This is a genomic window from Bacillus sp. EB106-04-02-XG92 (assembly GCF_058791995.1).
The window spans coordinates 94,002-107,044 of the sequence record NZ_JBYTEA010000012.1 but is presented as its reverse complement, the minus strand read 5'-3'; the positions used below and the strand labels follow the sequence as shown (position 1 = coordinate 107,044).

Genomic DNA, 13,043 nt, shown 5'->3' with positions numbered 1-13,043 from the left:
TTATACAATAGAAAAAATGGCAATTTTGTATAAAGAACCGATACTTGCATGAAACGAGTATCGGTTCTTTTATGTTTTAAATAAAGAATGCTAAAACATGTGTATTTCTCAACTTTTTTTCTTAGACGGATACGTAAATTTCTTCGTATATTCCAATAATCATAAGGAAATTTACAACGTTTAGTCGTTTCTGTAAGATGCCTCTAGGAAGCATGAAAGGAGGGGCGTACATAGGGGATAGATTGTCTTTATTATACGTACTTATTTTGAGGGAGGAAATTGAAAATGTTTAAAAAGTTAATGAAAGTATGTGTATTAAGTGTAGCGAGTGTAGGGCTATTATTTAGTTTCCAAGGAAGTACATTTGCTGCTACTGATTTAAGTAGTTACTATGACGGGAAAAATCCAGCAACAACGAAAGTATACGGAGGTAGTACAACGTGTGATGCAGATGGATTTAATGCAAAGTCTACAGCTGTGTACGAAGGGAGTAAAAAAGTAGGGACAGTGTATTTACGTTACAGCAATAAATGTCATGCAGCTTGGGCTAAGTTTGTTTTAGATCAACCAGCACCAGCTGTGTCTGGAGGAGTGTATGCGTACGCTGTTGTGAATAAATACAAAAATGGTGTATTTCAAAAATCAGTCACTTCTAATCAGGGAAACGGTACAATAAAAACAGGTCAAACGAGCACGTATACAGGAATGGTATTTGATTTAACTGCTGATTTCGGATACACAGCAGATGCTGAGGCGGTTACGTTTAATAACGGTTATGGAAAAACAGGACGCTATTAAAAAGGAGTGGAATACTTTGAAACTTTTAAAAAAGCTAAGCGCATGTTTCTGTCTATCATTGCTCGTTTTAATTAGTGTGTTTAGTACGACGAATAATGATAAAGCATATGCAGAAAATCATTCGTATGATGGGAAAAGTCCGTATTACAATAGCTGTGACCAATCAGCAGTAACGAAAGAAAAGAAGTGGATTGATTCCAATTCTTATGTGGAATTAAAATTTAGCACAACGTGTAAGACAGCATGGGCAAAAGTTACAGTAACTCGTGCAGCAATTTATAATAACGAAGCTGATGCAAGAATTGTAAGAAAAACAGATGGAAAGGCATATACTTGCGGAAGTACTGGAGGAAATGGTGTTGTGAATAAAGGGCAAACATCATGTTATACGCCAATGGTATATGATTTAGATCCAAGAAAGGCACAGGCGCAAGGGAAACATGCTATTCCAAATAGTGATGCATATAATTATGCGGAGACTATTTGGTATTGATCATATTATAAAAAATTAAGATAGCATATTTAAAGAGCATGTTTTGAGTGGTTTTCAAAGCATGCTCGATCTGTATTCATTCTAAGTTTTTAGGTAATCAACTAATAAGATCTGTATCAGGAGGAGTATATCCAAGGTGACGAGCCATCGATACAATTTGTCCTTTATGATGAAATTCATGTGTCTCTGTATGAGTTAAAAGCCATAGCGGTGTTGTACTCCAAGGCTCTTTTTGCCATTTCACTTCATTTGCTATATTTTCGAGCCAACGGTCATTGTATTCATCTAAAAAACGTTGTACAGTCTCATCTACTAACTTAAATCTAGCACGGACTTTCGCGACATTTGCATGCTCAATTTCATCATCACTAGCGAATGAAAAATTTGCTCGCTTTTGCTTAAATGCGAATGATCCAAGCCAGTATCGATAGCAATCGGCTACATGAATATGCGTCTTTATAATGCTACCGCTCCCGAAGTTCGGAACAGTGCTATGTAATTTTTCTAGCGGGAGTTCTTCCAAAAATGAAAATAGAGTTTCTCTTGTAGAGCTAATAAGATTATATTGTTGTTTTAAAATATGTAACATGAAATTGACACTCCTCTATTATTTACTAAACTAACTGTGTAGTAAATAATTCTATATGTACGAGAGGTGAACCTTTTTATTATTTGTACTAGGCATATTAGATGTATTTCTTCATTGTTTCTGATAGATTAAACAAGGTAAAACTTTAATGAGTTGAACATTCTTAGTTCATAATAAATGGTACATGAAGAAGGAGCACGATCAAATGAATAGACTAGTTGGCTTAAAACAATTTGAAATAACGCGTGGGGAATTGCTTAAATTTATGGAGAAGCTAGACGATAAAACTGTAGATACGCAGCCAGAGGGGTTTAACAATACAATTCGCTGGCATATCGGTCATGTATTAACGGCAGCAGAAGTTTTCATGTTTGGAAAAGAATTTAAACAATTACCAACTGAATATCCAGGTATGTTTGGATATGGATCAAGACCATCTAAATGGAAAACAGAGGGGCCGTCATTGGAAGTGTTAGCCGCTCAATTAAAAGAACAAGCGAAACGTATTAACGAAATTCCAGCAGAAGCATTTGAAAATAAACTTCCAGAGCCATTCCTAGGATTGGAAACAGTAGGGGAGCTATACGGTATGATGCTTTATCATGAAGCGGATCATATTGGACAAATGAAGGCAATGGAGCGTATTATTAAAGCTCTTTAGTTCTAATTGTATTTAAAAAACGAAAGTACAGATTTTTTGTTAAAATTGAGGTGTAAGTAGTTACAACCTTATTTTTCAAAATATAGGTGTAATGTGAAATAATATATAAACAAAAAGGATAGATAATTTATTATCTATCCTTTTTGTTGTTGAAGGATTATGAGAGCTTACCATAGTAAGAATAGTTATTACTTTTTGTTTTACATAATAGAAAAATATTGAAGAAAATACAGAAATAAGGTTGCGAAATCTATATGAAATATAAGTATAATAGTAGAGAAGAACTAGAAATAGGGGTGAATATTATGATTACATTAGAACAAAAGTTGGAGCAATACACACATACATATGCACAGTTAAAGGAAGAACTAAAATGGAAAACGAGTGATTCTCGAACTGGAATGATGATTGCTGCTATGTATACAGGTAGTGATAAATTGTTTGATATCGGACGTTTTTTAGAGATTAGTAGTTATATTAAGAATCAAGTAGGGATGTTTTCATACTTAAAGTCTTATCATCGCTTTGTGGTGGCCGCAACTTTACATATTCACTTTACAGATTATAAGAAAGCTTTTCGAAATTTTTTAGATTTATATGAACAATTGGTTGCTGGTGGTTTTAGTCGAAGTATATTTACTTATCTCGCAGCATCTGTGCTTTTAACAGAAGAAAATGAACAGCATGGCACGCACATTCAGCGTTCGATGCAAGTATATAAACGTATGAAAGAGGATCACCTTTTTCTTACAAGTACAAATGATTATCCACTTGCAGTTTTACTAGCAGGACAATCAGAGAATGTAGAAACACTTATGGACCGTGTAGAACGTCTGTATCAGAAACTAGCGAAAGCTGGTTTGCGTAAAGGGAATGATCTTCAGTTTTTAAGTCATATCCTTTCACTAAAGAAGGATGTTCGTGAAGAAATGTTAGTTGCAACATGTACAAAAATATGGAATTCGTTAAAAGAAGAAAAGGTAAAAGTGAAACAGATGCATTATCCAGCAATCGGGCTACTAGCGTTACTTGAAGATGGAGAAAAAGAGGTTCATGCTATTAAAGCATTGATTGAAAAATTGCAGGGGGAGAAATTATTCCGTTGGCATACAGATACGAATATTCTTATTGCTATACAACTGTTTGTAAGTCAGAAAGGTGAGGAAAGTAAAGCTACCAGCACAGGTTTACAAACTATGATAGAAGTCCTTATACAAGCACAACAGGCAGCTATGATGGCAACGATTGCCGCTTCATCTGTAGCAACCTCTTCAGCTACTAGTAGTTCATAATGTGTAACTGTTTATGCTCTTGTAATTTATAACTCCTTTGATAAGGACGGTAAAAAAGCCCATCACTCTCTAATGAGTGATGGGCTTTTTTACATAATCAGCATTATTTTTTCGACTCCTTCAAATGTTTGAGTTGTGTAACAATCATAATGCTAATAACAACGAGTAAAAACCATGAGCTAATTTTGCTTAAGTGAACGAGATTCCACGCTTCCCGTTGATTTGGATATTGCCATGCTCCGAAAAATGTTGCGATGTTCTCTGCAATCCAAATAAAGAAACCGATAAGGAAAAAGGAGAGAACAAGTGGTATTTTATAGGTAACGCCTCGTAATGAAAATTCTACAAATGTCCGAAAGAAAACGATGAATAAAAGGACAGTTAATACCCATCTAAAGTCATATAGAAAATGATGTGTGAAAAAATTAAAGTAAATCATTGCTCCTAGCGGTATGGCAAAAATAGCCCTTGGCCAATGATGCATTTGCAAATGCAATCTTCTCCAAGCTTGGCATATGTAACTTGCAACACTTGCATACATAAAACCGCTGTATAGCGGAACTCCAAAAATCTTCGCATATGCCTCTTCAGGATAACTCCATGAACCGAAATGTACTTTATATATTTCTAGTAGAAGCCCGATAAAGTGAAAAACAGTAATTACTTTTAGTTCGTCCTTCGTCTCAAGTCCAGTCTTGTACATAATCAACTGCATAAGAAGACATACGATAAGTATGAAATCATAGCGATATAACCCTGGGATAGAAATGATTTTTGATAGGGCTAGTGTTAAGAAAATAACGACAGGGAATAAACAGGATAATGCTTGCTCATAAGTGAAGTGTAGTAGTTGTTTTATATAGAACATTGTGTCTCCTTTGTTTTTGTTAGAAAACTCAAAATAATGACTAAGTATACTACAATTTGCAAAATAAACCAGTAGTCTATTTTGCATGTATTTGTAAGTTTTAGAGGGGAATTGTAATAAGTATTTTAATATATAACAAAGTAAAAAATAGTTTGCTATTTAAAAAAAGTGGGGATATAATATCTAAATGAAAATGATAATTATTATCAATATTAATTATAAATAAAAAATAATTATAAAAAACAACTGAATATAAAGGATGAAATGAAACATGTTACATAAGTCTACTATACGTGCTGGCAATAACCGCTGGATACATATTAAGTTCATATGTTTTATGAGCTTAACAATTATATGTTTAATTGGATCTATATTTTTGGCCGTCGCATTTGGTGCAAAGGATATTCATTTGCAAACGGTGTGGACAGCGGTTTTTGATTACAATCCGAAATTAACGCAGCATCAAATCATTTACGAATTAAGGCTCCCAAGGGTAATTGGCGCAGCAGTTGTAGGAGCGGCTTTTGCGGTCGCTGGGGCTGTTATGCAAGGAGTAACACGAAATCCTTTAGCTGATGCAGGTGTGCTTGGCATAAATGCAGGTGCGATGTTTGTAGTAGCACTTAGTTTTGCCTTTTTTCCACATATGCCATATTCCTATTTAATGATTGTCTCTTTTATTGGAGCGGTTTTAAGTACAGTACTCATTTTTATTATCGGATCGGCCACATCAGGCGGATTAACACCGATGAGATTAACGATTGCAGGGGCAGTTATGGCCGCGTTATTGCATTCGTTGAGTTCAGGTATCGCGATTTATTATGACTTAAGTCAAGATTTAGCGTTTTGGTACGCTGGTGGTGTTGCAGGGGTTAAGTGGGAACATTTGAAGTTTTTAGTTCCTATCATTCTTATAACGATTCTTTTTGCGATAGGGATAGGGCGATCTATTTCACTCATATCAATGGGGGATGACGTCGCTACGAATTTAGGAGTAAAAACGAACCGAACGAGAATACTAGGGATGATTATAGTAGTCATTCTTGCAGGTGTATCTGTTTCAGCTGTTGGTTCTATCGGATTTGTAGGACTCGTTATTCCGCATATTGCTAGAAAATTAGTTGGTGTGAATTATCGACTCATTATTCCTATGTCAGCATTATTAGGAGCTATGTTATTAGTTTTAGCTGACTTAGGGGCAAGAACAGTAAACCCTCCTAAAGAACTCGCGATAGGAATTATGGTAGCTCTTGTTGGAGTTCCGTTCTTCCTCTATATAGCACGTAAAGTTGGGAGGGAGCTATAAGTGAAGGATCTTATTACCACAGATAAAAAAAGAGCCATTACTGCAACTACAATATTCGGTTGTATTGGTATCGCTGTCATTTTACTTAGCTTAAATACAGGGACACTGAGGATAGCGCCACTTAAAGTAATTCAAACACTTTTCGGTTATGGTGATTTTGAGAGCGCAACAGTGCTATACGATTATCGTATGCCAAGAATTATAATCACCATGTTAGCTGGTATTGGCCTTGGGATTTCTGGTGCGATTTTACAAGGATTATCACGTAATGCACTTGCAGACCCTGGTATTTTAGGATTACATGCAGGTGCATCCTTCGGGCTAATTATATTTGTTACTTTCTTTCATTCTATTAATGAGAATGCATCGATTTTAATACCGTTATTTACATTTGGCGGAGGAGTGCTAGCTGCATTTTTAATTATTATACTTGCGAGTGATCGGTCAAAAGGTTTACTGCCTATTAGACTTATTCTCGTTGGTATTGCTGTTTCAGCTGGATTTAGTGCGATTTCGTTATTTTTCTCGCTCAAGTTAAATGATGAGACATATACATTCGCTTCCAGATGGTTAGTTGGTAACGTGTGGGGAAGGGATTGGATTCATGTCCTTGCATTATTACCTTGGATTTTCATACTAACTCCGTATGCATGGCTAAAATCTAAAACGTTAAATGCATTGTCACTCGGTGATAGTGTGGCAGCAGGACTTGGTGTTTCTGTTCAAAAAGAACGGTTACTCCTTTTAGCTACAGCGGTTGGATTATCTTGCGCGAGTGTATCGATGGCAGGAGGGATTGGTTTTATCGGTTTAGTTGCTCCGCATATTGCAAGAAAGTTAGTAGGTACTACGTATCAACATTTCCTTCCACTAGCTGGCATTATCGGAATGATTATTTTAGTACTAGCAGATACGATAGGTCGTTCTATATTTGAGCCAAATTCTATTCCAGCTGGTGTAGTAGTGGCGGCTTTAGGAGCACCGTATTTTCTTTATTTACTTACAAAAACAAAATAAATACTTCAAAGAGGAGAACATATGAAAAAGAAACTTACTATTTTATTTAGCATCATGTGTATTTTAGTACTAGCAGCATGTGGTCAAACGAAAGCTAATGAAGAGGCAACGAAAAAAAGTAATGAGCCAAAAATCGCCTCTATGTCTATTCACTTAACGAATAATTTACTTGCATTAGGAATTACACCAGTAGGTTCTGTAATTGGTGGAGATTTAAAAGATTTCTTACCACATGCAAAAGAGCAACTGAAAGATACGAAGAAACTGGGCGTTGTAACAGATCCGAATATGGAAGCGTTACTTCAGTTAAAGCCATCTGAAATTTATGTGGATGAAAAATACGTTGGCAAAGATTTAGCGAAATACGAAAAAATTGCAAAAACACATTCTTTCAATTTAGATGAGGGTACGTGGAGAGATCATTTAAAACAAGTTGGTAAACTTGTAAACCGTGAGAAAGAAGCGGATACATATATTCAAGATTACGAAGAGCAAGCAAAACGAGTAAAAAGTTTAATAGATAAAGAGTTAGGTAATAACGAAAAAGTAATGGCAATTCGCGTTACTGCAAAAGAATTACGTGTATTTAGTACGAAAAGACCGATGGGACCAATTTTATTCGAAGACTTAGGATTACAACCTGCAAATGGTGTAGAGAAAATTGATGGAAACCGTCCTTTCGAAGTGATTTCACAAGAAGTATTATCTGACTTTGATGCAGATGCTATTTTCGTTGTTGTAAATAGAGACGATAAGGCAAAAGCTGCATTTAAACAACTTCAAGAAACACCAATTTGGAAAGGCTTAAAAGCTGTTAAAGGAAAGCACATATACATTATTAATGACCAACCATGGCTAGACTATTCTGCTTTAGGTAACAAAATGGCAATGGATGAAGCGGAGAAAATGTTTACGAAATAATATAGATTCGATGTTAGGAAGATCCTCTGAATTTTGAGGGTCTTTTTTTATTGTTAGAATAAATAAAAAATTATACAATAAATTTAATTTAATGCAGAGTAGATGTGCCGATGTCAGCACTTATTGTAAGTATCCCGTTTATAAAGCAGTTTATGGAAATAGGGGATAAATAGGCTAGAATAATTATTCCCATTATTTAATAAAGGGGAGTTTGAAATGACAATGAATCTTTTTCAAAATAAAACGATTAAATTATCAGTTATGAGAGAAGCAGATGCTGAAGTAATGGCTATGTGGCAGGAAGATAGTGAGTATTTAAGAAATGTTGATACAGATGTAGCATTCCCGCAATCTTTACAGGAAATAGCGAGTGATGGGCTATTAAAGGGACGAAGATCGAATAGTGTTTCTTTCATGTTAAGGACAGTTCAAGATGATCGCTTCATTGGTTTTGTTGCAATTCATGGCATAGAGTGGAATAACAGAACGGGTTTATTAGCTATTGGTATAGGAGATGCGAATGATAGGGGGAAGGGATATGGAAGAGAAGCGATCTATCTTATCTTAAAATATGCTTTTTATGAATTGAATTTACACCGCGTCGGTCTTGATGTTATTTCTTATAATAAAGCTGCTATTGAGTTGTATAAAAAGATGGGTTTTCAGATGGAAGGCTGTATGAGAGAAGCGGTTCAAAGAGATGGGAAGTGTTTTGATCGTATCATTATGGGGATATTGCGGGATGAATGGATTGAGCTGCAAGGTTAGAAAGTACATTCAAAATTATATATGTAGTATGCAGGAGATATAATGATAATTGGCGAATTTTTACAATGTACTGATTGAACTTATAAGGAGTCATGAAAAATGAATTTAGAAAAAAGTAAACCAGTAAATGAAGAGGTCGCTGAATTAAAGGAATTAATTAAAGAATTGCACGGAAGTGTACATCAACTTCAAAGTGAAGTGCAGCAATTAAGGCATGAAAGACCGGTTGTTGAAGTAAGAAAAGGTGTTCAATTATCACCAGCAATCGTTGGACAAATTGGTGGTATGATATTAGGTGGATTAGCAATTATCGGTATATTTTGGTGATAAAAAAAGGTTTGCAGCATAGTGCTGCAAACCTTTTGTATTTGACGATATAATTTTACGCACTACAACTTTTACATTAAATAACGTAAATATATATAAGCGTGTGATAACAATAGCGCAATAATTGTTAACGGTAAACCAATTTTTAAGAAGTCCATATACGAGAATCCATGTCCTTCACGTTTTGCAATACCAGCAACGACTACGTTTGCGGATGCTCCGATTAATGTTCCGTTTCCGCCTAAGCAAGCTCCAAGTGATAACGCCCACCATAGTACTTCGATTTGTGGAGAGTCTACAGATAGTCCGAGTCCTGTAGCTAAATCTTGAATAAGCGGAATCATCGTTGCGACAAAGGGGATATTATCAATTGTCGCAGATGCGATGCCTGATACCCATAAAATAAGTACCGCAGCGAAACCGATATCGCCATTTGTTACGTCGAGTACTTCTTTTGCGAGTGAAGAAATAAGCCCGATATCAATTAACCCGCCAACGAGAACGAATAGTCCAGCGAAGAAGAAAATAGTTACCCATTCAACGTGGGCAAATACATCTTCAATATCGTGTTCTTTTACTCCAATTAGCATAAGAATTGTAGCGCCTGTCATCGCGATAACGGCAGCGTCTACATGAATAATTGAATGAAGTACAAAGCCTAAAATAGTTAGTCCTAAAATTGAAATGGATTTTAAAAGGAGGCTTTGATCTTTAATATAATCTTTTTCGTTCAATGCCATTAATATTTTAATTTGCTCAGTTGTTGTTTTTAGTTTGTTACGATACATAAAGTAAATAATGCCAAGTGTAACGATAGAAATAATAATTACGATTGGAGCTAAGTTTAGTAAAAAGGCATTAAAATCTAAATGTTTGTTTGCTGATCCAATCATAATGTTCGGTGGGTCACCGATTAATGTTGCTGTTCCGCCTATATTTGAAAATAGCACTTCTGAAATCAAATAAGGAACAGGGTTTACTTTTAAAATACGTGTAATGGATAGTGTAACAGGTACTATTAATAAGACAGTTGTTACGTTGTCCAAAAATGCTGATCCGACAGCAGTTAATAAAGATAGCAATAATAAAATGCGAATCGGTTTTCCGCCAGCTGCTTTTGCCGCTTTAATGGCGACAAATTCAAATACGCCTGATTGACTTGTAATATGTACGAGAATCATCATCCCAATTAAAAGGGTAATCGTTTCCCATTGAATATGTGATGTGAAAGCGGTATGTAAATCTACAACTCCAAAAATAATCATAATAGCAGCGCCGAATAGTGCGATTACTGCACGATTCAATTTCTCAGAAATAATAAATCCGTACGTGACTAAAAATACGGAAATTGCAAAATAATATTGCCAATTTGCTACTTCATGTGCTGATTGTTCCAATCATGTCACCTTCTTTAAAGTATGTATTCAATTGTCAAAATGTATCTCGCTTTATAAATACGGGATAAAATATATTGTAGCAAATTCAAAAAAGAAAGAAAACTATTTAACAAAGTGAAGGAAAAAAATGATGATTTTACATATGATATAAAAAAATAAAGAAACACAGTGCAAATTATTAGGAAAAGTGGGCGCTGTCCTCTAATATAGAGATAGCAATTTACATTATTTTTGCGTAAAATGGTTTAAAGAGGTGAATTCCGATGGAAATAGTGAAAGATAGTTCTCTTATTCAAAATGAAATTGAACGTTTTGTAAATAAAGATGTATATATTCATTTAGAAACAACGAACGGAGCGTATGCGTCACACTTTAATGAAAAGATGATGACGGTTGGTGCATTCATTCGAAATGCAATTATTCGCTTTGAGCGCGGGAAGATTACTGGAACGAATCCATACCGAGTTGGTTTGAAAATGGATCATGGCTGGGTATATGCAGAAGGTATTACGCACTGGGAAGTAGACGATAAAGAGCGTTTATTACTTGCAGGGCACGATAATCAAGGACGCTTAGCAGTTGCACTTGAGTTAAGCTTAACACCATTTAAGTAAGAAGGAGGGAAACTTATGGAGAGACATGTACTTGTTGTATTTCCGCATCCAGATGATGAAGCATTTGCTGCGGGAGGAACAATTCGCTTATTAACAGATCAAGGAGTACCTGTAACGTATGCGTGTGGTACTTTAGGACAAATGGGACGTAACATGGGGAAAAACGTATTCGCTAACCGTGAAACGATTCCAAATATCCGTGAAAAAGAATTAAAAGATGCATGTGAAGCGATGGGGATTCAAGATTTAAGAATGCTTGGTTTCCATGATAAAACGTTAGAATTTGAAGATGTTGATTTCGTTGCAGATAAAATTGAAGCGATCATTCAAGAAGTAAATCCATCTCGAATTATTACATTTTATCCAGAGCACGGCGTACATCCAGATCATGATGCATTTGGCCGCGCTGTCGTTCGCGCTGTATCACGTATGCCAAAAGAAGAACGTCCAGTTATTCATGCAGTTGCGATTACGAGAAATCGCGAAGCTGTATTAGGTGAGCCGGATGTTGTAAATAATATTAGTGAAGTATTCGAGCATAAATTAGCTGCACTAGGTGCACATCGTTCACAAACAGAAGCGATGTTAGAAGAAACACATGCAAAAATCAAAAATAAAGATGCAGCAACGTTAAAATGGCTGCAACTTGAACAATTTTGGACTTATAAATGGGAGTAGGCTAGAAGGGAACCTTCTAGTAGCTCTTACATAGAAAAAGCATCGTCATTTGTGACGGTGCTTTTTTAGTGAACAGTTATCACGTTATTTCGTACTCCATTCTTTTACGAATTCATCATGATATGCTTCGCTCCAATGGTATGGCTGCAACTCTTTTAACGGTTTGAAAATGATATCTTGTTTAGAATTTGTAATGGCGCATAGTACTTCTGGTCCCCAGTAAAATAAACGTTCTTGGCATACACCACAAGGTGATAATACTTTTAATTCAGAATGTTCATTTTCCCTTGCAAGACAAATAGAATGTGTAACTTTCTTATGAAATTTATGAGCTTCTAAAATTGCACCTGTTTCCATACAAAGTTCTGTTGAAGCGTTTATTACATCAGGGGCCACACTTGTATAAATGGATCCATCTTCTACAAGAATTGCTGCAGCTCCGCCCCAACCATGTGGGTATCTTTGGTCAATTAAACTTTTCACTGCATCATATAATTGTTGTTCAATGCTCAATTGTATTTCCTCATTTCTATGTAATTTTCCATTCAATGACTATGTTACTTTTTTAGTAATACCGTTCAAAAAGAATAGACATCTAATTTCACACTATGGATGTAAGAATTACTCTTCATCTGCATACTTTTCCTCTAAAGAAATTAATAGAGCAATTAACCCGAGTACTACAATAATTAAAGTAGTTATAAAAGATTTAGAAAGAGAAAAGGAACCTGCAATGAAAGGTGATAAAAACTTGAATGACAGTATACTAGCTAGTAAGGAAACTACTAAAATGGTAAAAAGAGCTATATTTTTATTATTAATAGATGTTAGTAAAAAGTCTTTAATAAAGCCAATAGAGACAAATATAGTTAGTATGATAAGAGAAATAAAATAATGTGTTACATTTGTCATACTAATAGTAGGATCGTCTATTATGTAGGCAAGTAACTTAGATATTAACATACCGCCAAACAATAGAATGATAAAAGCGAGTAATTCTGTTGACATATAGGTGCTGAAATTGACTTTCTTTTTAAAGAGCTTATAGCTGAGAGTAGCCTGGATTATTTGCATGATAAATAAAGCGATAATCCACACATAATATACAATTGGTAATTCTCCTGAGAATAGAGAGATTAGGAAGTTTACTATTGTCCTTAAAATTTCAATCATTACGAAAGGCCTCCTGTTTGTAAGCTTTACGACATTAAAATATGCTAGTCTGTCGTTTAATAATTAGAACTATAAATTCAAACTATTTCTAATTATTCCATAAAAAGGTGGTTGCATCAAGTTATCTTTTTAAGAAATCCT

At 35.2% G+C, this 13,043-nt stretch carries 16 protein-coding genes; 11 read left to right on the top strand and 5 right to left on the bottom strand.

Annotation, left to right across the window (positions count from 1 at the left end; genetic code table 11):
• Nucleotides 1-285 precede the first annotated feature (285 nt).
• Together AC3WVA_RS23775 and AC3WVA_RS23770 are read left to right on the top strand one after the other, a co-directional pair.
• Nucleotides 286-798 carry a YjfA family protein gene (locus tag AC3WVA_RS23775; protein ID WP_000473746.1) on the top strand — a complete coding sequence of 171 codons (513 nt, stop codon included), beginning with the start codon at nucleotides 286-288 and terminating at the stop codon, nucleotides 796-798.
• Nucleotides 799-814: 16 nt separating this feature from the next.
• Nucleotides 815-1,291 carry a DUF2690 domain-containing protein gene (locus AC3WVA_RS23770; RefSeq protein WP_098346193.1) on the top strand — a complete coding sequence of 159 codons (477 nt, stop codon included), beginning with the start codon at nucleotides 815-817 and terminating at the stop codon, nucleotides 1,289-1,291.
• Between the two features lie 97 nt (nucleotides 1,292-1,388).
• On the opposite strand, the gene AC3WVA_RS23765 is transcribed toward AC3WVA_RS23770, so the two are convergent.
• Nucleotides 1,389-1,880 (bottom strand): DinB family protein, encoded by a 492-nt coding sequence (locus tag AC3WVA_RS23765; RefSeq protein ID WP_098346069.1) that lies wholly within the window; start codon nucleotides 1,878-1,880, stop codon nucleotides 1,389-1,391.
• A gap of 184 nt (nucleotides 1,881-2,064) precedes the next feature.
• Between AC3WVA_RS23765 and AC3WVA_RS23760 the strand changes: the two genes are divergently transcribed.
• Both AC3WVA_RS23760 and AC3WVA_RS23755 read left to right on the top strand, forming a co-directional pair.
• Nucleotides 2,065-2,541 carry a DinB family protein gene (locus AC3WVA_RS23760; protein WP_142321014.1) on the top strand — a complete coding sequence of 159 codons (477 nt, stop codon included), beginning with the start codon at nucleotides 2,065-2,067 and terminating at the stop codon, nucleotides 2,539-2,541.
• A 254-nt stretch (nucleotides 2,542-2,795) separates the two neighbouring features.
• On the top strand, nucleotides 2,796-3,833 hold the full coding sequence (locus AC3WVA_RS23755) for a DUF4003 domain-containing protein (RefSeq protein WP_142321013.1): 1,038 nt from the start codon (nucleotides 2,796-2,798) through the stop codon (nucleotides 3,831-3,833).
• Between the two features lie 103 nt (nucleotides 3,834-3,936).
• Here AC3WVA_RS23755 and AC3WVA_RS23750 read toward each other — a convergent pair whose 3' ends face one another.
• Entirely contained in the window at nucleotides 3,937-4,701 is a 765-nt protein-coding gene (locus AC3WVA_RS23750; RefSeq protein WP_098347476.1) for a DUF817 domain-containing protein, read from the bottom strand.
• Between the two features lie 271 nt (nucleotides 4,702-4,972).
• Between AC3WVA_RS23750 and AC3WVA_RS23745 the strand changes: the two genes are divergently transcribed.
• The 5 genes from AC3WVA_RS23745 to AC3WVA_RS23725 all read left to right on the top strand — a co-directional run bounded on the left by AC3WVA_RS23745 (nucleotide 4,973) and on the right by AC3WVA_RS23725 (nucleotide 9,040).
• Nucleotides 4,973-6,007: a FecCD family ABC transporter permease gene (locus AC3WVA_RS23745; RefSeq protein WP_048525697.1), complete on the top strand. Its 1,035-nt coding sequence runs from the start codon at nucleotides 4,973-4,975 to the stop codon at nucleotides 6,005-6,007.
• Nucleotides 6,008-7,024 carry a FecCD family ABC transporter permease gene (locus AC3WVA_RS23740; protein WP_098347477.1) on the top strand — a complete coding sequence of 339 codons (1,017 nt, stop codon included), beginning with the start codon at nucleotides 6,008-6,010 and terminating at the stop codon, nucleotides 7,022-7,024.
• A gap of 21 nt (nucleotides 7,025-7,045) precedes the next feature.
• Entirely contained in the window at nucleotides 7,046-7,945 is a 900-nt protein-coding gene (locus tag AC3WVA_RS23735) for an iron-hydroxamate ABC transporter substrate-binding protein (RefSeq protein ID WP_098881544.1), read from the top strand.
• Between the two features lie 216 nt (nucleotides 7,946-8,161).
• The gene (locus AC3WVA_RS23730) at nucleotides 8,162-8,713 is read left to right on the top strand and encodes a GNAT family N-acetyltransferase (RefSeq protein ID WP_098347479.1); all 552 of its coding nucleotides are present in this window, start codon (nucleotides 8,162-8,164) and stop codon (nucleotides 8,711-8,713) included.
• Between the two features lie 99 nt (nucleotides 8,714-8,812).
• The gene (locus AC3WVA_RS23725; RefSeq protein ID WP_001047523.1) at nucleotides 8,813-9,040 is read left to right on the top strand and encodes a coiled-coil domain-containing protein; all 228 of its coding nucleotides are present in this window, start codon (nucleotides 8,813-8,815) and stop codon (nucleotides 9,038-9,040) included.
• A 71-nt stretch (nucleotides 9,041-9,111) separates the two neighbouring features.
• On the opposite strand, the gene AC3WVA_RS23720 is transcribed toward AC3WVA_RS23725, so the two are convergent.
• Entirely contained in the window at nucleotides 9,112-10,437 is a 1,326-nt protein-coding gene (locus AC3WVA_RS23720) for an ArsB/NhaD family transporter (protein WP_098347480.1), read from the bottom strand.
• Nucleotides 10,438-10,700: 263 nt separating this feature from the next.
• On the opposite strand from AC3WVA_RS23720, the gene AC3WVA_RS23715 reads away from it, so the two are divergent.
• Both AC3WVA_RS23715 and bshB2 read left to right on the top strand, forming a co-directional pair.
• Nucleotides 10,701-11,051 (top strand): YojF family protein, encoded by a 351-nt coding sequence (locus tag AC3WVA_RS23715; RefSeq protein WP_000407039.1) that lies wholly within the window; start codon nucleotides 10,701-10,703, stop codon nucleotides 11,049-11,051.
• Between the two features lie 15 nt (nucleotides 11,052-11,066).
• On the top strand, nucleotides 11,067-11,729 hold the full coding sequence (gene bshB2 / locus AC3WVA_RS23710) for a bacillithiol biosynthesis deacetylase BshB2 (protein ID WP_000439466.1): 663 nt from the start codon (nucleotides 11,067-11,069) through the stop codon (nucleotides 11,727-11,729).
• An 84-nt stretch (nucleotides 11,730-11,813) separates the two neighbouring features.
• Here the strand turns inward: bshB2 and AC3WVA_RS23705 are convergent, their stop codons facing one another.
• Both AC3WVA_RS23705 and AC3WVA_RS23700 read right to left on the bottom strand, forming a co-directional pair.
• Nucleotides 11,814-12,242, bottom strand: coding sequence for a cytidine deaminase (locus AC3WVA_RS23705; protein WP_098347481.1), 429 nt, complete (start codon nucleotides 12,240-12,242; stop codon nucleotides 11,814-11,816).
• Between the two features lie 108 nt (nucleotides 12,243-12,350).
• Nucleotides 12,351-12,902 (bottom strand): DUF5823 family protein, encoded by a 552-nt coding sequence (locus AC3WVA_RS23700; RefSeq protein ID WP_098347482.1) that lies wholly within the window; start codon nucleotides 12,900-12,902, stop codon nucleotides 12,351-12,353.
• Nucleotides 12,903-13,043 lie beyond the last annotated feature (141 nt).